This is a genomic window from Pseudomonas bohemica (genome assembly GCF_002934685.1).
GTDB lineage: Bacteria > Pseudomonadota > Gammaproteobacteria > Pseudomonadales > Pseudomonadaceae > Aquipseudomonas > Aquipseudomonas bohemica.
In genome coordinates this window covers 21990-42433 of record NZ_NKHL01000112.1, presented here as the reverse complement: position 1 = coordinate 42433, position 20444 = coordinate 21990, and the positions used below count along the sequence as shown (strand labels likewise).

Below are 20444 nucleotides of genomic sequence, written 5' to 3'. Positions count from 1 at the left end.
CCCTATGACCCATCCCTTGCTGTTGGCGCTCGTGCCGCTGGTGGCCGACCTCTCCCGCGACCTGCCGGATGAAGAGCGGTATCGGCGTCTATTACGTTCGTTGCGCCAGTTGCTGCCGTGCGATGCAGTGGCATTGCTCAAGCTCGAAGATGACGTGTTGGTGCCGTTGTCGGTGGAAGGGCTGAGTCCCGACACCCTGGGTCGTCGCTTCAGATTGGGGGAACACCCGCGGCTGGACATCATCGTGCAGAACCGCGAGCCCACCCGGTTCTCCACCGACTGCGACTTGCCGGACCCCTATGACGGTCTGGTGGACGGTCTGCACGGTCATCTGGAAGTTCACGACTGCCTCGGCTGCCCGCTGTTCGTGCAGGACAAGCTGTGGGGGCTGATCACCCTGGATTCGCTGGACCCGTCGAGGTTCGGCAGTGTCGAGCTGAGCAACGTGCAGGCATTTGCCAGCCTTGCGGCGGCCACGGTCATGGCCAGCGAACGGATCAACCAACTGGCGCGCAGCTTCGAAGACCAGCGGCAATTGGCTGAAGTCTATAAGCGCGCCGCTGGTGGTCGTGGGCCCCGGGAGCTGATCGGGCAGAGCGCGGTGCATCGCCGCTTGCAGCAGGAAATCCAGCTGGTGGGCAACAGCCCGCTGACGGTGCTGATCACCGGGGAAACCGGGGTCGGCAAGGAGCTGGTGGCCCAAGCCATTCATTTGCAATCGCCTCGGGCGCAGAAGCCGCTTATCAGCCTCAACTGCGCGGCGCTACCTGAACTGTTGGTGGAAAGCGAGCTGTTCGGTCACGTCAAGGGCGCGTTCTCGGGGGCGGTCAGTGGGCGCAGCGGCAAATTCGAACTGGCCGATGGCGGCTCGATTTTCCTCGACGAGGTCGGTGAGTTGCCGATGCCGGTGCAGGCCAAGTTGCTGAGGGTGTTGCAGAGCGGGCAGCTGCAGCGGGTCGGCTCCGATCTGGAGCACCGTGTGGACGTGCGGATCATCGCCGCCACCAACCGAGACCTGGCCGAAGAAGTGCGCGCCGGGCGTTTTCGCGCCGATCTCTATCACCGTTTGAGCGTGTATCCGCTGCGGGTGCCGTCGTTGCGCGAGCGGGGGCGGGACGTGTTGCTGCTGGCAGGCTACTTTCTCGAAGAAAACCGCGCGCGGATGGGCTTGCGCAGCCTGCGCATGAGTCCGGAGGCGCAGAAGGTTCTACTGGCTTATTCATGGCCGGGGAACGTGCGTGAACTGGAGCATCTGATCAGCCGCGCGGTGCTCAAAGCACTGTCGGGCCACAGCGAACGGCCACGCATTCTCACCATCGAATCCCAGGCGGTGGGCCTGGATGAAGAAGTGCGGCCAACCGCTGCGCTCACGCCGGTCATCGCGAGCGTTTCGCCGATGATCAAACCGGGCGAAGGGCTGAAGGAATCGGTCGATGCGTTTCAGACGCTGCTGATCAACGATGCCTTGAGCCGGCATCAAGGCAAATGGAGCGAAGTCGCCCGCGAACTCAACCTCGATCGGGCCAATCTCAGCCGATTGGCCAAGCGATTGGGGATTCGTTAGGCCACGCGTCGCTGAAGCCTGCGCAACCTGCGGGGGTGAGCGTGAGTTCAGTCAACTTTGTGCTGATTGAGACTACGCCTTGGTGAGCACGCTCACTCCCACAGTGATGTGTATTGTCCCGACCGCCGTCCAGCTCAAGAGCGCTTGAGAGCAGGCGCTCTTCACTGATGCGCAATATCCTCCAACGCCAGATTCCGCGTCTTCGGCCCAAACCCGCCGATGGTGATCATCACGATCAACATGCTGATGACGATGAAGGTCAACACGCCCGGCGTGCCAAAGTGATCGAGGAACAGGCCGATCAACAAGCTGCTGAACACCGTCGACAGGCGACTGAACGAATAGCAGAACCCCACCGCGCGGGCACGGATGTTGGTCGGGAACAGTTCGCTCTGGTACGAGTGATAGCTGAAGCTGAGCCAGGCATTGCAGAAGGTGATCATCACCCCGCAGAAAATCAGCCCCGCCGCCGTACTTTGCTGCGCGAACAATGTGCCGAAGATCATCGCGCCCAGCGCTGAGCCGACGATCTGCCATTTGTTCTCGAAACGGTTGGCGAACTTCACGAACAGCAGCGGCCCGAGCGGGTAGGCGAGGGTGATGATGAAGGCGTAGGCCAGGCTGTGGGTCACGCTGACGCCCTGACCGGACAGCAACGCCGGCAGCCAGTTGCCGAAGCCGAAGAAGCCAATGGCCTGAAAGACGTGGAACACGATCAGCATCAATGCACGACGACGATAGGGCGGCTGCCAGATGTCGGCGAAACGGCCTTTGCCCTCGACTGCCACGTCATGGGTTTCCGGCTCGTCCAGCGCTTGGCCGTGGTCTTTCACGCAGCGCGCTTCCAGTTCATCCATGATCTTTTCGGCTTCGGCGAAACGCCCGTGTTGCGCCAGCCAGCGGGGTGATTCGGGCAGGCGGGAGCGTAGCCACCAGATAAACAGCGCGAACACTGCGCTGGCGATCACCACCCAGCGCCAGCCCGCGATGCCGAACGGATCCTGCGGCACCAGCCACCAGGACATCAATGCCACCGAAGGCACTGACAGAAACTGAACGAAGAAAGCGAAGGCGAACGCCGAACTGCGCATGCGCTTGGGCACCAGTTCCGACAGGTAGGCGTCGATGGTAACCAACTCGATGCCCAGCCCAATGCCCACCAGAAAGCGCATGCAGATAATGCCCAGCGCAGAAGTCTGCACGCCCATCAGCACCGTGGCGACGGTGTACCAGATCAGCGCGAAGGTGAAGATCGCACGCCGGCCGAAGCGGTCGGCAATCGGGCTGAGCAGGCTGGCGCCGAGAAACAGGCCGAGGAAGGTCGCCGAGGCGAAAGCCGCCTGGTCAGAAAAACCGAACACGCCTTGCGCGCCGGTGGCGAACAGGCCGTCGCGAATCAGACCGGGGCTGATGTAGGCGGTCTGGAACAGGTCATACAGCTCGAAGAAGCCGCCAATGGACAGCAACGCCACCAGTTTCCAGATCGTGGCGACCGCAGGCAGGCGGTCGATGCGTGCAGAAATACGCGCGGCGCGGACCGGGTCGATGCCGTCGCGTTGCGTTTCGGGATGGTCGCAGGTGTGTGAATGCGCAGACATTATTGTTTTTCCAGTTCCGTGGGACGACGCATGTTAGAGCTTTTGCAGAGATTCAAGACAAAATATTTCCCTGCGTTTAAGCTCCATGACTGATCGCAATCACCCACCGGATTCCTGTGAAGTACAAACTCCCCACCACTGCCACCGCACCGTTCTGCCCCTCCGCCGTGACCGACAGGGTCGCGATTCCGGCCGATGCGTCGTTTCTGCGCAAGCTGATGTTGTTCGTCGGCCCCGGTCTGTTGATCTCCATCGGCTACATGGACCCCGGCAACTGGGCCACCGCCATCGAGGCCGGTTCCCGATTCGGTTACGCGTTGCTGTTCGTGGTGGTGCTGGCCAGCCTTTCGGGCATGGTGCTGCAAAATCTCTGCTCGCGACTGGGCATTGCCACGGGGCGCGATCTGGCGCAGTTGTCCGCCGAGCGCTATAGCCGCCGGGTGGGCATGGGGCAATGGATTCTGGCCGAGATGTCGATTCTGGCCACGGACCTTGCCGAAGTGCTGGGCGCAGCCCTGGCTTTCCATTTGCTGCTGGGGGTTTCGATCACCACCGGCGTGGTGCTGACCGCGTTCGATACGGTCATCGTGCTGGCCTTGCAGGGCGCTAATTTCCGGCGCCTGGAAGCCATCATCCTGGGCCTGATCGCCACCATCGCCACCTGCTTTTTCATCGAACTGGTGCTGATCAAACCGTTCTGGCCGGATGTGGTCGCAGGGCTGAAACCCTCCTGGGATGTGCTGAGCAATCAGGAGCCGTTGTACATCGCCATCGGCATTCTCGGCGCCACGGTGATGCCGCATAACCTGTACCTGCATTCCTCGGTGGTGCAGACCCGGGTCAATGGTACTTCCCAGGCGAGCAAGGCCAGCGCGATTCGTTATGCGCGGGTCGATACCATCGCCTCGCTGAGCATGGCGCTGGTGATCAACGCGGCGATCCTGATCCTCGCCGCAGCCGCCTTCCACGGCAGCGGCCATGCGGATGTGGTGGAAATCCAGGACGCCTATCACCTGCTCGATCCGCTGGTGGGCGGAACCCTGGCCAGCGTGCTGTTTGGTATCGCGCTGCTGGCAGCAGGGCAGAGCTCGACCTTCACCGGCACCATCGCCGGCCAGGTGGTGCTGGAAGGGTTTCTCAACGCGAAGATTCCGTGCTGGCAGCGGCGGCTGATCACCCGGGGGCTGGCGCTGATTCCAGCGCTGGTCGGAGTGATCTGGTTTGGCGACGGCGCCGTGGGCAAGATGCTGGTGCTCAGTCAGGTCGTCCTCAGCCTGCAACTGCCGTTCGCCTTGTGGCCGTTGATTCGTTTCACCAGCGACAAACAGCTGATGGGGCCTTTTGCCAACAACGCTGTGACCAAGGTGCTGGCATGGGGACTGTTCGGGCTGATATCGGCGGCGAATCTGATGTTGATGTTTTTCTGGGTGAATTGAGAAGCCCGGTTCCTTCTCGGTCCTGTAGGGGCTGGCTTGCTGCGGGCCGGCTCCTGCAGGTTATGCGTCGCCCGCATTCGATACTCAACTCAACAATATCCCCCGCGCCATGCCCGTCGCGGCAATCACGATGATCACCATCAACGCTGCTTCCATATGGCTGATCCGCGCGAAGCGTCGTGAGCGGGAAGTGTCGATGGGCTGTTGCTTCTTGAACGCGATGCGCCATTTGATCAAGGCGAACATGGGCACCACTTCCAGCGCCAGAATGGCGACGAAAGCCGTCATTTTCAGATGAAACAAGGGTTGGTGAAGGTAGTAGTAAGAGCCTTTCTCCAACCCCCCGAATGCGCGGAACGCGCCGGTGATCAGCAATATTCCCGCCGAAACGCCCCAGATATTGTCGACCACGAACACGTCGCGAAAAGAGCGCGGATCGTCAGTGCGCAACCTGCGCAACGCCCGCCCCCGAGCCAGAACCGCCGCCAGCGCAAAGCCGAAAGCCAACAAATGCAACGCAGCCAGTATCCATTTGACGACCATGATGCAACTCCCCCGAGCGGTCTTTGAAACAAGCCGATACATCTCAAGCGTAGCGGGTAACCGGCGGCTTGCCTTGCTGGCAACGACAGACCGGTCTAAAAGCGACAAATCTTCCTGAATGGGGGCTGTAGCGTCTTCAATTTGCTTCTTTCACTGCACTCAGAAATGCACAGGTTCGTTCCTGCTGCGGGTTCTCGAAGATCTGCGACGGCGTTCCCTGCTCATGGATCCGGCCTTTGTAGAAGAAGCACACGCGGTCGGCGAATTCCCGGGCAAAACCCATCTGGTGCGTCACCATCAGCATCGTCAGTTTGTGCTCGGCACCGAGCTTGCGGATCACGTTAAGCACTTCGCCACACAACTCGGGGTCCAGCGCCGAAGTCACTTCGTCGAAGAGCATCACTTTAGGACGCATTGCCAACGCCCGCGCAATGGCGACGCGCTGTTGCTGGCCTCCGGAAAGTTGCGAAGGGTAGTGATCGAGTTTGCTGCCCAGACCGACCAACTCCAGCAAATCGGCGGCGCGTTCACCCGCTTCCTTGGGATTGATGCCCAACACATGCACCGGGGCCTCGATTACGTTTTGCAGGGCGGTCATGTGCGGGAACAGATTGAAGCTTTGGAACACCATGCCGATCTTGCCGCGCACCTTGCGAATATGCCGGTCGTTGGCCGGCACCAGCAGCCCGCCGCGACCGGGCATGTGGGTCAGGGATTCGCCATCGACCTGAATCAGGCCTTCGTCGATCCCCTCCAGCGTCATCAATACCCGCAACAACGTCGATTTGCCCGAGCCGCTGGGACCGATGATCGCGACTTTTTCACCAAGCGCGACGTTCAGGTTGAGTTCGTCCAGCACCGTGAAGTTGCCGTAGCGCTTGGTCACGTCCTTGAAGCTCACCAGAGGCTGGGCCGTGTCGGACAGGGGCATGGCGTTAACCTCATGCGGGTGCGTGGTCGGCGATCGTTGCTGCCGTTGCGAGAAGGCGGCCGACGAGGTCGAAACGGTAGTAGTCATTAGCGTAGCTCCAGGCGCAGTTCGAAGCGCCGTACCAGATAAGCGAGAACGATGCTGTGCGCATGGAGTCGCGCCCCCTGTTGGAGGAGCGTGCTTGCCCGCGACTGCATCCTGCCTGGTACATCGAGGCTTCTGCCATGACGCAATCGCGTGCAAGCGCGCTCTTACACGTGCGCGCCGAGACCTTGAGCCGAGGACAACTGACAATGATGCAAAAATGGCGAGCCGCCGTGGATCAGGCCCGAGGTGGCGAATCCAAGTACAAGATTCTGGTTCAGGCCATCGCCAGCGACATCGAAAAGGCCGTGCTTGTGGACGATCAGCGTCTGCCGCCCCAGCGCCAGGTGGCCGATGCGGTGGGCATCAGCGTGCAGACGGTGACCAATGCCTATAAAGAGCTGGAGCGTCAGGGGCTGGTGCGTTGTGAGGTCGGGCGCGGCAGCTTCGTCTCGCGGCGCATGAGTGACCGGGTCGCGACCTACATTCTCGACAGTCCTGAGCGGGCACTGGTCGACTTCTCCACCGCGCGCATCATGCACACCCGCGAGCACGATCGCTTCTGGCGCGACACCTGCGCCGAACTGAGCACCGAGGAGGATCAGCCGTGGATCCGGGCCTGTCGCCCCATTGCCGGTTTCGAGTCCCATCGCGAGGCGGCTGCGCACTGGATCGGCCGCCAGGGGTTGAAGGTCGAGCGCGAAGACATCCTGATCACCAATGGCGCTGCCCACGGAATCTTTCTGGCGCTGGCTTCCCTGGCCGGGCCCGACGATGTCGTGCTGTGCGAGGGCCTGACCGACCACGGTGTGATCGGCGATTCCCAGGTACTGGGCTTCACCCTCAAGGGCCTGGAAATGGATCGACACGGCATCGACCCCGAACATTTTGAGGACATGTGCAGCAACGAACGGATCACGGCGCTGGTCTGCACGCCGAATCTGAACAACCCCACCACCAGCCTGATGCCCGACGACAGGCGACGCGAAATCGCCGACATCGCCCGGCGGTTCGGCGTGCACATTATCGAAGACGACGTGTACGGGCCGTTGTTGGATGAGCGCCGCGCGCCGCCCATCAGCCACTATCTGCCGGAGTTATCGTTCTATTGCACCAGCATGACAAAGTCGATTCTCACCGGCATGCGCGTCGGTTTCCTGACCATGCCCAAGCGCCTGGCGCTGCGCACAGAAAGCATCCTGCGGGTCAACAGCTGGATGGCGACGCCGATGATGGCCGAAGTGGCGGCACGCTGGATCCGCGACGGTCGTGCCGACACCTTGTTGCGCCTGCAGCGTCGACTGTTGAACGCGCGCCAGGCGATGGTCACCGAGCATCTGGGTGAATACATCCAGGGCCAGCATCCCAACTCGCTCAACACCTGGATCGGCATCCCCAAACACTGGGAGCTGGACAGCCTGGTGCGAACCTTGCGCCAGCGACATATTGCCGTGGCATCCCCTGATCCTTTTACCGTGCGTGGCGTGCCCCGGGCGCGGGGCGTGCGCCTGTGCGTCGGCGCCGAGTGCACGGACGATGAGATGCGCGACGCACTCGTCAGCATGCGTGAGATCTTCGGGCAGTATCCGAGCATCCATGATTTCTAGCCAGACACATCTCCCCGGCAGGAGCGGGTTGCCCGCGAAGACTGGCTTGCAGCCGCTGGAGATGTAGCGTTTGCACTGATGCATTCGCGAGCAAGCTCGCTCCCACAGGGTGATTGCCAAGGCATGGCCCAGGTATGTCCGTCAGCTTGGGACCTGTGGCAGTGGCAAGGCATGGCCAAGGCGTTTCAGTCAGCTTGGGACCTGTGGCAGTGGCAAGGCATGGCCAAGGCGTTTCAGTCAGCTTGGGACCTGTGGAAGTGGCAAGGCATGGCCCAGGTATGTCAGTCAGCTTGGGGCCTGTGGGAGTGGCAAAGCATGGCCATACATTTCAATCAGCGCGCGGCCTGTGGGAGTGAGCTTGCTCACGAAGACTGGATTCAGGCGCTGGAGATGTAGCGTTTGCACCGGCGTCTTCGCGAGCAAGCTCGCTCCCACAGGGTGATTGCCAAGGCATGGCCCAGGCGTTTCAGTCAGCTTGGGACCTGTGGCAGTGGCAAGGCATGCTCATACACTTCAGTCAGCTTGGGACCTGTGGAAGTGGCAAGGCACGCCCAGGCATTTCAATCAGCGCGCGACCTGTGGCAGTGAGCTTGCTCACGAAGACTGGATTTCAGGCGCTGGAGATGTAGCGTTTGCACCGGCGTCTTCGCGAGCAAGCTCACCCCACAGCGAGATGTGTGGATTGAAGAGAGCATCCCCAAGTCATAAAAAGATTTCCCGGAAAATTGACCTAGTACATTCATCAGCACAATTGGCCGCTCTTAGACTGCGATCAACACTCAAGTCGGGAAGCGGTCATGTCTGGGTTGCAGCTCAACGATGTCTACCAAGCTCGTCAGCGCATCGCGTCGCTGATTCGGCAGACGCCCATGGAATACTCGCCCAGTCTCTCTCGACACATGGGCGTGGCGGTGTACCTAAAGCTGGAGTCGCAGCAGATCACCGGCAGTTTCAAATTGCGTGGCGCGAGCAATGCGGTCGCGCAACTGACGGCTGAACAGAGGGCCCGCGGTGTCGTGGCCGCGTCCACCGGCAATCATGGTCGCGCGTTGGCTTATGCGGCGTCGCAGCTTCAGGTCAAGGCGACCATTTGCCTGTCGCAGTTGGTCCCGTCGAACAAAGTGCAGGCCATTCGAGAGCTGGGCGCTGAAGTCTGCATCGTCGGCCGGTCCCAGGACGACGCCCAGCGTGAGGCCGAGCGTATCGCGCAGGAGCAGGGCGCCACGCTGCTGCCGCCGTTCGATCACCCCGCGATCATCGCCGGGCAGGGCACCCTGGGGCTGGAAATCATCGAACAGATCCCGGACGTCGCTCAAGTGCTGGTTCCGCTGTCCGGCGGCGGCCTGTTCAGCGGCGTGGCTCTGGCCCTCAAGGCCGCCAACCCGAACATTCGTCTGCACGGCATTTCGATGCAGCGCGGCGCAGCAATGCACGCCAGCCTCGAGGCCGGCCAGCCGGTGCACGTGCAGGAATTGCCAACCCTCGCCGATTCGTTGGGCGGCGGCATCGGCCTGGACAACCGCTTCACCTTTTCCATGACCCGCGCGCTGTGCGATCAGCTTCATCTGCTGGATGAGGCCTCCCTCGGCAACGGCGTTCGTCACGCCTACTTTGAAGAGCGGCAAGTCGTCGAGGGCGCGGCAGCCGTGGGGATTTCGGCATTGCTGGACGGCCTGATCGAGCCAAGGGGGCCAATCGTGGTGGTCGTCGGCGGTCGCAATGTCGATCTCGAACAACATCAGCGCGTGCTGGCGGGAGCCAATCAATGAGCGCCTTGACGATGACCGAAGGGGGCCGCCGATGACTGACGTCACGCTGCTGAGCGAAAGCGATTTACGCGCCTGCATCGCGCTGGATCTTCCCAGTATCGATGCCATCGAGCACGCCTTCTTGCTGCTCGCGACCGCCGCCGTGGCAATGCCGCCAATCCTGCGCCTGGACATCCCCGAGCACAACGGCGAGGTCGATGTGAAAACCGCATATCTGCCGGGTTTGCAGCGCTTTGCGATCAAGGTCAGTCCGGGTTTCTTCGACAACCCCATGCTGGGACTGCCCAGCCTCAATGGCATGATGATGCTGCTTTCGGCCCACACCGGGTTGCTGGACGCGCTGTTGATGGACAATGGCTATCTGACTGCGGTTAGAACTGCTGCCGCGGGCGCTGTCGCGGCGCGCTGGTTGTCCCGCAAAAACAGCCGCAGCGTTGCACTGATCGGCGCGGGCGAGCAGGCGGCCCTGCAGCTACAGGCGTTGCGCCTGGTACGACCAATCGAGGAAGTGCGCATCTGGGCGCGGGACCCAGCCAAGAGCGAGGTCTTCGCTGCCGAGTTGGGCTACGACTCGAAACTGGCTATCCAGGTATGCCAGAGCATCGACGAAGCCATCAACGGCGTGGACATCGCTGTCACCTGTACCCCTAGTCGCGAGCCGTTGATCACCGCCGCGCATTTGCACCCGGGCCTGCACATCACCGCCATGGGGTCGGATGCCGAGCACAAAAACGAGATCGCCCCACAAGCGCTGGCACAGGTTGACCGCTACGTGGCTGATCGCCTGAGCCAGGCCCGTGTGCTGGGCGAACTGCATCACGCCTTGAACGCCAATGCGATCAGCGATGAGTCGGTTTTCGCCGAGTTGGGGCAGATCATCGCCGGACAACGAAGCGGTCGCACCGATGACCGACAGATCACCCTGTGCGATCTCACCGGCACTGGCGCGCAGGACACGGCCATCGCCAACCTGGCATTCGAGCGCGCAATCCGGGCGGGCAAGGGGCTGCGATTCTGCAGTTGAGATTACAGAAATGGTCTTCAAACCCCGACATTTCCAATCAGAGCATCATTTTAAAGAGGGCATCTGCATGTCTCAGATAGTCGTCAATCTTCCCTTCTCACGGGAGGAATACGCCCAGCGTCTGGCCAAGGTCCGCCAGTCGATGCAGGCGCAAGGGATCGAACTGCTGCTGGTCACTGACCCCTCGAACATGGCCTGGCTGACCGGCTATGACGGTTGGTCGTTCTACGTGCATCAGTGCGTGTTGCTGGCGATGGAGGGCGAGCCGGTGTGGTTCGGTCGCGGCCAGGATGCCAACGGCGCCAAACGCACGGTCTTCATGCAGCACGAAAACATCGTTGGCTACCCGGATTTCTATGTGCAATCCCAGGAACGCCATCCGATGGACTACTTGTGCCAGGAGGTGCTCGAACCCCGTGGCTGGGCCTCGCTGAACATCGGCCTGGAAATGGACAATTATTACTTCAGCGCGGCGGCTTACCTGTCGCTGAAAAAACACCTGCCGCACGCCATGCTGATGGATGCCGTAGGGCTGGTGAACTGGCAGCGGGCGATCAAGTCACCGCAGGAAATCGGCTACATGCGCATCGCGGCGCGCATCGTCGAGAACATGCATTCGCACATTTATGAACGCATCGAACCGGGTATGCGCAAGAACGAACTGGTGGCGGAGATCTACAGCACCGGGATTCTCGGCGCGGATGGTCACGGTGGTGACTACCCGGCCATCGTGCCGCTGTTGCCGACCGGCGCCGACGCCAGCGCGCCGCACCTGACCTGGGATGACACGCCGTTCGAAAAAGGCGCCGGGACATTTTTCGAAATTGCCGGTTGCTACAAGCGTTATCACTGCCCGCTGTCGCGCACCCTCTATCTGGGCAAGCCGCCCAGGCATTTCATCGAAGGCGAGAAAGCGGTGGTCGAAGGCATCGCCGCCGGTCTCGAGGCGGCCAAACCCGGCAATACAACCGGCGACATCGCCAGGGCGTTTTTCGATGTGCTGGAAAAATTCGACATTCACAAGGATAGCCGCTGCGGTTACCCAATCGGTATCAGCTATCCGCCGGATTGGGGCGAGCGCACCATGAGCCTGCGCCCCGGCGACACCAGCGTATTGCAGCCGGGCATGACCTTCCACTTCATGCCCGCCGAAGGCATCATGCACACCGTTTGCCCGCACTGGTATCGCAAAGCCCCGGCCGGCATGGACGAAGCCGCGTTCGTCCGTTATTGCGCCGACGAGCTGGAGAAGATGATTCTGGCCGAAGGTCCGGACACCGTCGCGGCGTTCATCGGTGAGCCGCTGATGGGCACCGGCGGCATCATCGTTCCGCCCAAGGGGTACTGGGCGGCGATTCAGGCGGTGCTGAACAAATACGACATTCTGCTGATCGCTGACGAAGTGGTCTGTGCCTTCGGCCGCCTGGGTTCGAAGATGGGCAGTCAGCGCTATGGCATGAAGCCCGACCTGATCACCACCGCCAAAGGGCTGACCAGCGCCTATGCACCGCTGTCGGCAGTGATCGTTGGTGAAAAAGTGTGGAATGTCATCGACTCAGCTTCCGAGCGCGAAGGCGCGATGGGGCATGGCTGGACGTATTCCGGGCATCCGATCTGCGCCGCTGCGGCACTGGCCAATCTGGATATCCTGGAAAAAGAAAACATCACCGCGAACGCCGAAGAAATCGGTGCCTACCTCAATAGCCGACTGCGCGAAACATTGAGCGGGCATCCGCTGGTGGGCGAAGTGCGTGGCGACGGAATGCTGGCGGCCGTGGAGTTCATGGCCGATCGGCAAGCCCGGACCCCGTTCGATGCTGCATTGAAGGTCGGTCCGAAAGTCTCGGCGGCGTGTCTGCAGCGGGGAATGATCGCCCGCGCGATGCCCCACGGCGACATTCTCGGCTTCGCCCCGCCGCTGATCCTGACGCGGGAGGATGCCGATCTGATCGTCGGCATCGCCAGGGATGCGGTGGATCAGGTGGCGGCAGAAGTGCTGTAAATCAGCAGCGCAGTGGCGAGGGTCGTCATATCGACGACCCTCGCGTTTTGCCCATCAATCCGAGGCTTGCAGGCCTTTCTGCCTCATCACCAGATTCTTTTCCTTCTTGTACTGCAACGCCACTTCCGGCGCCGGGCCGCTCTTGCCGGTTTCCATCCACAGACGCATGCGACTGGCGTCGGCGAAGTGGGTGTATTTGCCGAAGGCGTCCAGAATCACCACCGAGACCTGACGGTTGGCCATGCTGGTCAGCAGCACCAGGCAATGCCCGGCCTGATTGGTGAAGCCGGTCTTGGTCAGCTTGATGTCCCAGTTGGATTTGCGCACCAGATGATCCGTGTTGCTGAAGCCCAGTGTGTAGTTGGGTTTGCGGAAGGTCACGGTTTTTTCCTGCGTGGTGCTCAGCTCGCGCAGCATCGGATAGTTACGCGCCGCCAGGGCCAGTTTCGTCAGGTCGCGGGCCGTGGACACGTTGAACACTGAGAGGCCGGTTGGCTCCATGTACACCGTATGGCTCATACCCAGTGCCTTGGCCTTGGCGTTCATCGCCTTGATGAACGCCGGGTAGCCGCCCGGATAACTGTGGGCGAGGCTGGCCGCCGCGCGGTTTTCCGAGGACATCAGGGCGATCAGCAGCATGTCGTGGCGATTGAGCTCGCTGCCCAGTTTCACGCGGGAAAACACGCCTTTCATTTCGGCTGTCTGGGAGATGTCGACCTTGATCATCTCGTCCATCGGCAATTTGGCGTCCAGGGTCACCATCGCCGTCATCAGTTTGGTCACCGAGGCGATCGGCACGATCACGTCAGGGTTGCTCGAATACAGCACTTGACCCGATTGCAGATCGGTGATCATGGCACTGCCGGAGGCCAGGTGGAGGTTGGCGGGATCGCGGTTGAAAGCAGCGGGTTCGTTCGCAAGGGCACCGGTGGAAAGTGCCGAGCCTGTAAGTAAAAATAATAGGCCGATGAGTGATGTGCGAATTTTCAAGAGCAAAGCTCACTTAAATGGATGGAGACAGCATGGAAGGTCGGACTTTTTAAAGAACGACAACAAGATGGGCGCATTTTAGGAGCATGTTTCTAACTATGTCGATGGGCTGCGCAGGACGTTTGGGTATTAAAAGCGGGCTGTATGGCATTCGTTCAGGTCAAGGATCCTGAAGGCCTGTATTTAAACCGGTGGCTTCGATATTCGTGGCACTGTGGCCGATCACCGATTAGCATTCCACGCCATCGATGCTTCTCACTCAAATGACCTAGGAGTTGTGCAATGCCGAAGGGTTTTATCAGCAAGGATTACGCGGCGTTGGTGTTTGGCGCGGCGGTCGTTGCGCTGCTCCTGCTTGTCGCGGGGCTGTTTGTGCGACCTTCGGACTGGGCGGGCTGGATTCAAGCGATCGGGTTGATCGTCGGGCTGATGATGGCGATTGCCGTGCCAGCGATTCAGAAGCGCCAGGACCTCGCGTTACAGCTCAAGCAGGTGCGTGATCGGGAGACCGGCTATGCCAGACGCATGCAGTATCTGTGTGGGGAGCTCAATGAGCTGTTGGCGAAGATCACGGTCAACCTGGTGCACCTGCGTGCGGCCGATCGGCATCGTTTGCAGCGCACGCTGGAAGATTATCTGCATCGCCTGTTCGAGTCGCACAAGCTGGATCAGAACGATGATCGGGTGGTCATCGCCCACGAGCTCCGTTTGGTGGCCAATGAGATGATCGAAGAGCTGGAGAGTGGGCGGTCTGACCGGGTGGTGCTGGGTGCGCTCGAGAAACGCCTGCAGAAACTGGCGCATCGGTGCCAGGTGAATGCGACGCTGGCCGAGCGGGTTTGACATCCCTGGGCCGGGGACCACTCCGCAGGCGAATCCGATGCTGAACGACATGCAAAAAAAAGCCCGCGTCAGGGGATGCGGGTTAAAGGGAACTGCAGAGCCATACACGATCAGGCAAAACCAATAGGGTCTCAGCTGTTGAGCTTGCGCGATTCCAGTTGCTGCGAAAGCGCCTGCGCCGCTGGTAGCGATGACAGGGGACCACTCACCGGCTCACCATCGTGCATCAGGTACCAGCAGGCCAGCAGACCGCGCTCGCGAAGCTGTGCGGGAACCGCGCTACCCACCACCGACATGATTTGAACCTTGGTCATAAGTGCCTCCATCAATCTGTGGGGCTACTCTACGGCGCAATCGCACCCAGCGGAAATCACCGCGCTCAATAGTCGTCATTGATGAGCAACAGGTCATGTATTTCGCGCAGCGGACGCGCAAATATGCGGCCGTTTCACATTCCAGGGCAATGGGTACTTCAGAAATGTGATCCGTCGACGATGGGAATGATCGGCAGGCTCGGTCGCTTCAGTCGACGACCTGGTCCAGCATGGCGAGCACTTCATGCTCGCAAAGCACGCCTTTCTCGACCAGATTCTGTGCCAACAGTGAAACGAACTTGGCCGTGCGATGGCTTTCGAGACTTTTCAACTCGGTGAGGGCGTTATAGACCTTGTTGGAAGTGCAAAGGCCGATAGCGCGGTGCGGGTTCTGTGTCGGCATGGGCGTCCCTTGTTATTGATGATGACTGCGATAAGTCAGAGCGAGTCTTTGCAGTATGGACAGGGAATGAGCGACAGACTGTTCTGAACGCGACGTGGGCTATCCGGCTTGGAACATCAACCGCTGTGCGTTATATGACAAAACTTTCATTCAACTGGCAACGATTGGTCGCAAAGGCCGAACGTAACAGCCAAAAACGTCGACCCCGCCTGTTGAGCGGGGTCGATGTATTCAGTTAGTTGCCGATCGGCGATCGGCAGTACTGGGGTCGCAAGCCTGCTGTTACCAGCGGCCGCCACCGTGGTAATAGCCCGGCGGTGGGCCGTCGTAGCGTGGTGGACCGTAGTAGCGCGGGCCGTACACGACCGGACGCTCGACTACATAGGCCGGCTGGTAATAAACCGGCGGCGGTGGCGGTGCGTAGTACACCGGCGCGGGTGCTGCGTACACCGGAGCCGGAGCCGCATACACAGGACCGGAAGCCACGGCTGCGCCAACCACGCCGCCTACGACTGCACCGATTACTGCCGCTCCACCCCAGCCTGGACCGCCGCCATGGGCTTCAGCCTGGCCTGCGAGGGCGAGGGCACCTAACAACAAGGCAACCTTGGGGATGTGACGAATCATGACTGTTCCTCGGTGTTCAGTCCCGTTGTCGCGAGCCTGCGTTACGCTCAGGCACTGCCACGGGATAACTGATCAGACAGCGACTTTCAGAAAATCTGCGAAGCCGTTGCGTAAATTTTGTGTAAGGTATTCGACAACTTTGATGACAATTGCTCGGTTGACGCCGCAACCAACTGAATTTTACACCTTTCTTAGGGTGTTACCTAATACCGTTCAGGAGATTTCATGTCCGTTACAGCAAGCAAGGAAACGCTGTTATGTATGTCCCTCGCCGGACGCCCCGGTAACTTCGGCGTGCGCTTTCATAATTACCTGTATGAACTCTTGGGTCTTAACTTCTATTACAAGGCGTTCTCTCCCACCGACCTTCCAGCGGCCATCGCGGGCATGCGTTCCCTGGGGATTCGCGGCTGCGGCGTGTCGATGCCGTTCAAGGAAGCGAGCATTGCGCTGGTCGATGAGTTGGATCCCTCGGCCTGCGCCATTGAGTCGATCAATACCATCGTCAACACCGACGGGCAGCTGAAGGCCTACAACACCGATTACATCGCCGTGGCGCAACTGGTGGACACTCACGTCGTGCCACGCACCCGCTTTGCCCTGCGCGGCAGTGGTGGCATGGCCAAGGCCGTGGCCTGTGCCCTGCGCGATGCCGGCTTTGGCGACGGCTTGATCGTTGCGCGTAATGAGCCGGCGGGCAGGGCATTGGCGAAGACCTGTGGCTTCGAGTGGCAGGCTGAACTGGGTGGCGAACGTCCGCCGTTGTTGGTGAATGTCACGCCTTTGGGCATGGCGGGGGATCAGGCCGATGCGCTGGCATTCGAGGCAGCTGCCATCGAAGCCGCCGACACCGCCTTCGATGTCGTCGCTACCCCGGCGCGCACGCCGTTCATCGTTTACGCCGAGAGCGTCGGCAAGCGTTTGATCACCGGCGATCAGGTCGCGGCAATTCAGGCGTTGGAGCAGTTCATTCTTTATACCGGCGTGACCCCGAATGAAGAGCAGTATCAGGCCGCAGCGGCGTTCGCGCGAGCATGACTGCTGTAGGAGCGCGCTTGCCCGCGATAGCCTCGTGTCAGGTGAACTGTCCCTTGCGCGCATATCCCCATCGCGGGCAAGCGCTCCTACAATAGATAGCGCGCTTTACCCTTCCAGCTTCGCCAGCCGCTCTTCCAGCGCCGCGAGCCGTGTTTCCAGCTCTTCGACCCGTTCTGCCAGCGCCGAGCTGCCGCCGCTCGAACGCTCTGCCGGGTTATGCCGCGCTGCGAGAATGGCTTGCATGTCCGCGGGGTCACCCAGGGCATGCATATAGCGGTCTTCGCGCTGGCCCGCCTGTTTCGGGATCAGTACCGCCAGACCGCGCCCGATCAGGCGTTCCAACTGATGCACCACTGCCTCGCTGTCTTCGAAGTCATGCATGCGGTTGCTGCGGGTCAGCAGTTCGTTGACCGTTTGCGGTCCGCGCAACAGCAGGAGGCCGGTCAGGATCACCTGCGCGGGCACCAGTTCCAGCGTCTTGTCGATCCGGTGTTCCCAGCGATCGGCCCGGCTGCCCATGACCAGGCGGGTCAGTTGCAGGCTTTCCAGCGCGCGCAGGCTTTGCCCGACCTGACCGGGGGTGAGGTTCATCACCGGCTCGCGGCTGGTCTTCTGATTGCACGCCAGCACCAGGGCGTTGAGGGTCAGGGGATAGGTTTCAGGGTTGGTGGCCTGCTTCTCGATCAGGCAGCCCAGAATGCGCACTTCAGTGCTGTTCAGCTGCAGAACGTCTGCGCTTTCGGCATTGTCGGCGCTTTTATCGGAATCCAGCTCGGTGGACATGGCCCTTTCCTAAATGTTGAAAAGGCTATGAGGGTAGGGGCACGATGAGGTAAAAGACAAGCCGCGTTCGCATGCACGGCATGCCCATCAATGCAATTCACCCCCTCAGGAACTGCCATGACTATTTCCCTGTACGCCGCTTCGATTCCTGTCTTCAAACAACTGCTCAGCGCGCTGAGCGGTGTTCTGGCCAAGGGCGAAGCCCACGCCACCGCCAAAAACATCCAGCCTGATGCGCTGTTGCAGGCACGTCTGTTCCCGGACATGTTTCAACTGGTCCGTCAGGTGCAGATCGCGGTTGATTTCGCCAAGGGTGCCGGCGCGCGTCTGTCCGGTATCGAACCGCCGAAATACGAAGACACCGAAACCACCTTCGCCGACCTGCAAGCGCTGCTGACCAAGGTGCTGGCGTTCCTGGACACCATCACTCCCGAGCAGGTCAACGGCAATGAAGAGGGCGAAATCGTTCTGCGTCCGGGCACCGATAAAGAAAAACGTCTGAGCACCCAGACCTACCTGCTGCATTACTCGCTGCCGCAGTTCTTCTTCCACGTCACCACCGCTTATGACCTGCTGCGCCACAACGGCGTGGAAGTCGGCAAGCGTGATTACATGGGCAGCTACTGATAGACCACGTGCCGACTCACTGAAGGTCTGATCAAAAGCCGCCGCCTGATGCTTTTCAGACGGCGGTTCGGTTTCCACGCGCCGGTCGAACGATTCGGGCGCTATTGTCTGTTACTATTCGCGCTTCGCTCTATGTCACCCGATTGACCGCTCCGCAAGGACCGGTCATTTCGTCGTTTTGGAGATTTCATGTTCTTCCCCATCTATCTGTTGTCGGCCGCCGGTTTCACCGTGCTGACCACAGAGTTCGTCATTGTCGGTTTGTTGCCCGCCATCGCCCGTGATCTGGCAGTCACCACGCCGCAAGCCGGCCTGCTGGTGACCCTGTTCGCCTTCACCGTCGCCTGTTTCGGTCCGTTTCTGACCGCGTACTTCTCCCGATTCGAGCGCAAGCACCTGTTCATCTCGGTGCTGATCATGTTCGGCGTCGCCAACGCGGTCGCGGCCATAGCGCCCAATATCTGGGTGATGGCCGTCGCCCGGCTGATTCCGGCACTCGGCCTGCCGGTGTTCTGGGCGCTGGCAAGTGAAACGGCGGTGGATATCGTCGGGCCCGATCATGCTGGCCGGGCGATCGCCAAAATCGGCTTCGGCATCGTCTGCGCGACGGTGTTCGGCATTCCGGTGGGCACGCTGATTTCCGACGGGTTCGGTTGGCGCAGCGCCTTCGTGATTCTCTCGGTGGTGGCGTTCGCCAAGGCTTTGCTGCTGTTCATCTACCTCCCCAAGAGCATGCACAAGGACCAGGCCTCGTTCAGCAGTCAGTTTCGCGTCCTGCGCAGTCCAATGATGCAAGGCCATGTGCTGCTGTCGGTATTGGTGTTCAGCGGCATGTTCACTGCCTACACCTATCTGGCAGACATGCTCGAACGCCTGGCTGGTTTCAACGGCGCGGTGGTCGGCTGGTGTCTGATGGGCTTCGGCGCCGTCGGTCTGCTGGGTAATTCGCTGGGCGGGCGACTGGTGGATCGTCATCCGCTGATCGCCAGCCTGACCTTCTGCACCTTCATGATCGGCGGGATGGTGATGGTGGTGCCGAGCATGCAGTCCTGGCCCGCGCTGGCACTGGCCTTGGCGGTATGGGGCGTGGCGCAGGCGGCGTTGTTCCTGGTCAGCCACGTGCGGCTGATGAAAGCCGCGCCCCAGGCCCCGGCGTTCGCGGCTTCCTTGAACATTGCCGGAGCCAACCTGGGGATCGGCATTGGTGCGATCGTTGGCGGTCGAGTGATCGATCATCTGGGCCTGGGCAAACTGGGCTTCGCTGCTGCCGCGATCATTCTGCTGTCGATCCTGCTCGCGTTGCTGCTGATGGTGGTCAAACCCCGCGCCGCCAGCTGTACTGCCTAATCGGTGAACAACTGCCGTCGCGCGCCTTCGGTAATGGCGACGATCCCCGGATGCTTGACCTTGCGCTCGACCGAGATCGCGTAGAACGACTCGGTCACGGCGTCAGTCTGGCCGATCAACTCAACGTCATACTGCTCCATCACCTCATCGGCAATCACGCTGGGCGCAATGAAAATCCCACTGCCGGATTTGCCGAACGCCTTCATCAAGGCGCTGTCATCGAACTCACCGACGATCTTCGGCTGCACGTTCTGCTCGGCGAACCAGCGCATCAGACGGCTGCGCACGACGGTTTGCTGGCCGGGAATCAGCAACGGCGCGCCCTGCATGCCTTTGGGAAAGTTCTGTCCGTAAGTTGCGGCCAGTGCCCCAGTGGCGAAAAAGCTGACACCACATTCGCCCAATTTCTGGCTGTAACCCTTGATGTCCAGGTGCGAGGGCATGGGGCTGTCGGAAATCACCAGGTCCAGGCGCTGAATGGCGAGGTCGGCCAACAGGCGTTCCAGCTGATCTTCGCGACAAGTGATGCGGATCGGCTCGCTCAAGGCCATGGTCGGCGCGATCAGGCGATAAACGATGGATTTGGGTACCACGTCGGCGACCCCGATGCGAAACAGAATCTGCTGTTCATCGGGCTGGGCACGCAACAGCGCTTCAAGATCTCCCCCCAACTGGAACATCTGCTCGGCGTAAGGCAGGGCGATCCGCCCCGTTTCGGTCAGCTCCAACTGACGCCCGACGCGCTTGAACAGCTCCACGCCGTAGGTCTGTTCCAGCAGGCTAAGCTGTCCACTGATGGTTTGAGGCGTGAGGTTGAGCTGCTCGCAAGCACGCACGATGCTGCCTGTCTTGGCCACCACCCAGAAATAATGCAACTGACGGTAATTGAGCACGATTCGGCCTTGTCGACGACA

General features: G+C 60.7%; 20 protein-coding genes. 11 read left to right on the top strand and 9 right to left on the bottom strand.

Annotated features, from left to right (window positions below):
• The first annotated feature begins 4 nt into the window (after positions 1 to 4).
• Positions 5 to 1564, top strand: a complete 1560-nt coding sequence (norR, locus tag CE491_RS17335) for a nitric oxide reductase transcriptional regulator NorR (RefSeq protein WP_110949557.1) — start codon at positions 5 to 7, stop codon at positions 1562 to 1564.
• Positions 1565 to 1725: 161 nt separating this feature from the next.
• Here norR and CE491_RS17330 read toward each other — a convergent pair whose 3' ends face one another.
• Positions 1726 to 3162, bottom strand: coding sequence for an MFS transporter (locus CE491_RS17330; protein WP_110949556.1), 1437 nt, complete (start codon positions 3160 to 3162; stop codon positions 1726 to 1728).
• A gap of 116 nt (positions 3163 to 3278) precedes the next feature.
• On the opposite strand from CE491_RS17330, the gene CE491_RS17325 reads away from it, so the two are divergent.
• Positions 3279 to 4598, top strand: coding sequence for an Nramp family divalent metal transporter (locus CE491_RS17325; RefSeq protein ID WP_110949555.1), 1320 nt, complete (start codon positions 3279 to 3281; stop codon positions 4596 to 4598).
• A gap of 84 nt (positions 4599 to 4682) precedes the next feature.
• On the opposite strand, the gene CE491_RS17320 is transcribed toward CE491_RS17325, so the two are convergent.
• Both CE491_RS17320 and ehuA read right to left on the bottom strand, forming a co-directional pair.
• Complete coding sequence (locus CE491_RS17320) at positions 4683 to 5141, bottom strand: DUF2214 family protein (protein ID WP_110949554.1); 459 nt, start codon at positions 5139 to 5141, stop codon at positions 4683 to 4685.
• Positions 5142 to 5277: 136 nt separating this feature from the next.
• Positions 5278 to 6072, bottom strand: a complete 795-nt coding sequence (gene ehuA / locus CE491_RS17315; protein WP_110949553.1) for an ectoine/hydroxyectoine ABC transporter ATP-binding protein EhuA — start codon at positions 6070 to 6072, stop codon at positions 5278 to 5280.
• A gap of 296 nt (positions 6073 to 6368) precedes the next feature.
• Between ehuA and ehuR the strand changes: the two genes are divergently transcribed.
• The 5 genes from ehuR to doeA all read left to right on the top strand — a co-directional run bounded on the left by ehuR (position 6369) and on the right by doeA (position 12558).
• Positions 6369 to 7763 carry a MocR-like ectoine utilization transcription factor EhuR gene (gene ehuR, locus CE491_RS17310; protein ID WP_110949669.1) on the top strand — a complete coding sequence of 465 codons (1395 nt, stop codon included), beginning with the start codon at positions 6369 to 6371 and terminating at the stop codon, positions 7761 to 7763.
• Between the two features lie 123 nt (positions 7764 to 7886).
• Complete coding sequence (locus CE491_RS17305; RefSeq protein ID WP_199885150.1) at positions 7887 to 8159, top strand: hypothetical protein; 273 nt, start codon at positions 7887 to 7889, stop codon at positions 8157 to 8159.
• Positions 8160 to 8560: 401 nt separating this feature from the next.
• Positions 8561 to 9532, top strand: coding sequence for a hydroxyectoine utilization dehydratase EutB (eutB, locus tag CE491_RS17300; protein ID WP_110949551.1), 972 nt, complete (start codon positions 8561 to 8563; stop codon positions 9530 to 9532).
• 31 nt (positions 9533 to 9563) lie between these two features.
• A complete protein-coding gene (locus CE491_RS17295) occupies positions 9564 to 10556 on the top strand; it encodes a cyclodeaminase (protein ID WP_110949550.1) in 993 nt (330 codons plus the stop codon).
• Positions 10438 to 12558, top strand: coding sequence for an ectoine hydrolase DoeA (gene doeA, locus CE491_RS30990; protein ID WP_324881169.1), 2121 nt, complete (start codon positions 10438 to 10440; stop codon positions 12556 to 12558). Before CE491_RS17295 ends, doeA begins: the two co-directional genes overlap by 119 nt.
• Before the next feature lie 54 nt (positions 12559 to 12612).
• Here the strand turns inward: doeA and pbpG are convergent, their stop codons facing one another.
• Positions 12613 to 13554: a D-alanyl-D-alanine endopeptidase gene (gene pbpG / locus CE491_RS17285; protein WP_110949548.1), complete on the bottom strand. Its 942-nt coding sequence runs from the start codon at positions 13552 to 13554 to the stop codon at positions 12613 to 12615.
• A 276-nt stretch (positions 13555 to 13830) separates the two neighbouring features.
• Between pbpG and CE491_RS17280 the strand changes: the two genes are divergently transcribed.
• Entirely contained in the window at positions 13831 to 14391 is a 561-nt protein-coding gene (locus CE491_RS17280; protein ID WP_110949547.1) for a hypothetical protein, read from the top strand.
• A 131-nt stretch (positions 14392 to 14522) separates the two neighbouring features.
• On the opposite strand, the gene CE491_RS17275 is transcribed toward CE491_RS17280, so the two are convergent.
• The 3 genes from CE491_RS17275 to CE491_RS17265 form a co-directional block, all read right to left on the bottom strand.
• A complete protein-coding gene (locus tag CE491_RS17275) occupies positions 14523 to 14705 on the bottom strand; it encodes a hypothetical protein (protein ID WP_110949546.1) in 183 nt (60 codons plus the stop codon).
• 208 nt (positions 14706 to 14913) lie between these two features.
• The gene (locus CE491_RS17270; protein ID WP_110949545.1) at positions 14914 to 15108 is read right to left on the bottom strand and encodes a hypothetical protein; all 195 of its coding nucleotides are present in this window, start codon (positions 15106 to 15108) and stop codon (positions 14914 to 14916) included.
• A 282-nt stretch (positions 15109 to 15390) separates the two neighbouring features.
• Positions 15391 to 15735, bottom strand: a complete 345-nt coding sequence (locus CE491_RS17265) for a hypothetical protein (protein ID WP_110949544.1) — start codon at positions 15733 to 15735, stop codon at positions 15391 to 15393.
• 225 nt (positions 15736 to 15960) lie between these two features.
• On the opposite strand from CE491_RS17265, the gene CE491_RS17260 reads away from it, so the two are divergent.
• Positions 15961 to 16773 carry a shikimate 5-dehydrogenase gene (locus CE491_RS17260; protein ID WP_110949543.1) on the top strand — a complete coding sequence of 271 codons (813 nt, stop codon included), beginning with the start codon at positions 15961 to 15963 and terminating at the stop codon, positions 16771 to 16773.
• 105 nt (positions 16774 to 16878) lie between these two features.
• Here CE491_RS17260 and CE491_RS17255 read toward each other — a convergent pair whose 3' ends face one another.
• Positions 16879 to 17556, bottom strand: a complete 678-nt coding sequence (locus CE491_RS17255) for a YceH family protein (protein ID WP_110949542.1) — start codon at positions 17554 to 17556, stop codon at positions 16879 to 16881.
• A 117-nt stretch (positions 17557 to 17673) separates the two neighbouring features.
• Between CE491_RS17255 and CE491_RS17250 the strand changes: the two genes are divergently transcribed.
• Both CE491_RS17250 and CE491_RS17245 read left to right on the top strand, forming a co-directional pair.
• Positions 17674 to 18183, top strand: coding sequence for a DUF1993 domain-containing protein (locus CE491_RS17250; RefSeq protein WP_110949541.1), 510 nt, complete (start codon positions 17674 to 17676; stop codon positions 18181 to 18183).
• Positions 18184 to 18372: 189 nt separating this feature from the next.
• Positions 18373 to 19530 carry an MFS transporter gene (locus CE491_RS17245; RefSeq protein ID WP_110949540.1) on the top strand — a complete coding sequence of 386 codons (1158 nt, stop codon included), beginning with the start codon at positions 18373 to 18375 and terminating at the stop codon, positions 19528 to 19530.
• On the opposite strand, the gene nhaR is transcribed toward CE491_RS17245, so the two are convergent.
• Positions 19527 to 20423 (bottom strand): transcriptional activator NhaR, encoded by an 897-nt coding sequence (gene nhaR / locus CE491_RS17240; RefSeq protein ID WP_110949539.1) that lies wholly within the window; start codon positions 20421 to 20423, stop codon positions 19527 to 19529. The genes CE491_RS17245 and nhaR overlap by 4 nt on opposite strands.
• Positions 20424 to 20444: the final 21 nt, after the last annotated feature.

What these genes read in the sequence shown, in the direction of transcription:
- CE491_RS17270 (WP_110949545.1), bottom strand. Translation starts at nt 15,108, where the DNA reads ATGCCGACACAGAACCCGCACCGCGCTATCGGCCTTTGCACTTCCAAC.
- CE491_RS17275 (WP_110949546.1), bottom strand. Translation starts at nt 14,705, where the DNA reads ATGACCAAGGTTCAAATCATGTCGGTGGTGGGTAGCGCGGTTCCCGCA.
- CE491_RS17295 (WP_110949550.1), top strand. Translation starts at nt 9,564, where the DNA reads ATGACTGACGTCACGCTGCTGAGCGAAAGCGATTTACGCGCCTGCATC.
- CE491_RS17265 (WP_110949544.1), bottom strand. Translation starts at nt 15,735, where the DNA reads ATGATTCGTCACATCCCCAAGGTTGCCTTGTTGTTAGGTGCCCTCGCC.
- CE491_RS17245 (WP_110949540.1), top strand. Translation starts at nt 18,373, where the DNA reads ATGTTCTTCCCCATCTATCTGTTGTCGGCCGCCGGTTTCACCGTGCTG.
- CE491_RS17280 (WP_110949547.1), top strand. Translation starts at nt 13,831, where the DNA reads ATGCCGAAGGGTTTTATCAGCAAGGATTACGCGGCGTTGGTGTTTGGC.
- CE491_RS17320 (WP_110949554.1), bottom strand. Translation starts at nt 5,141, where the DNA reads ATGGTCGTCAAATGGATACTGGCTGCGTTGCATTTGTTGGCTTTCGGC.
- CE491_RS17255 (WP_110949542.1), bottom strand. Translation starts at nt 17,556, where the DNA reads ATGTCCACCGAGCTGGATTCCGATAAAAGCGCCGACAATGCCGAAAGC.
- doeA (WP_324881169.1), top strand. Translation starts at nt 10,438, where the DNA reads ATGACCGACAGATCACCCTGTGCGATCTCACCGGCACTGGCGCGCAGG.
- CE491_RS17250 (WP_110949541.1), top strand. Translation starts at nt 17,674, where the DNA reads ATGACTATTTCCCTGTACGCCGCTTCGATTCCTGTCTTCAAACAACTG.
- CE491_RS17305 (WP_199885150.1), top strand. Translation starts at nt 7,887, where the DNA reads ATGGCCCAGGTATGTCCGTCAGCTTGGGACCTGTGGCAGTGGCAAGGC.
- CE491_RS17330 (WP_110949556.1), bottom strand. Translation starts at nt 3,162, where the DNA reads ATGTCTGCGCATTCACACACCTGCGACCATCCCGAAACGCAACGCGAC.
- CE491_RS17260 (WP_110949543.1), top strand. Translation starts at nt 15,961, where the DNA reads ATGTCCGTTACAGCAAGCAAGGAAACGCTGTTATGTATGTCCCTCGCC.
- ehuA (WP_110949553.1), bottom strand. Translation starts at nt 6,072, where the DNA reads ATGCCCCTGTCCGACACGGCCCAGCCTCTGGTGAGCTTCAAGGACGTG.
- ehuR (WP_110949669.1), top strand. Translation starts at nt 6,369, where the DNA reads ATGCAAAAATGGCGAGCCGCCGTGGATCAGGCCCGAGGTGGCGAATCC.
- norR (WP_110949557.1), top strand. Translation starts at nt 5, where the DNA reads ATGACCCATCCCTTGCTGTTGGCGCTCGTGCCGCTGGTGGCCGACCTC.
- eutB (WP_110949551.1), top strand. Translation starts at nt 8,561, where the DNA reads ATGTCTGGGTTGCAGCTCAACGATGTCTACCAAGCTCGTCAGCGCATC.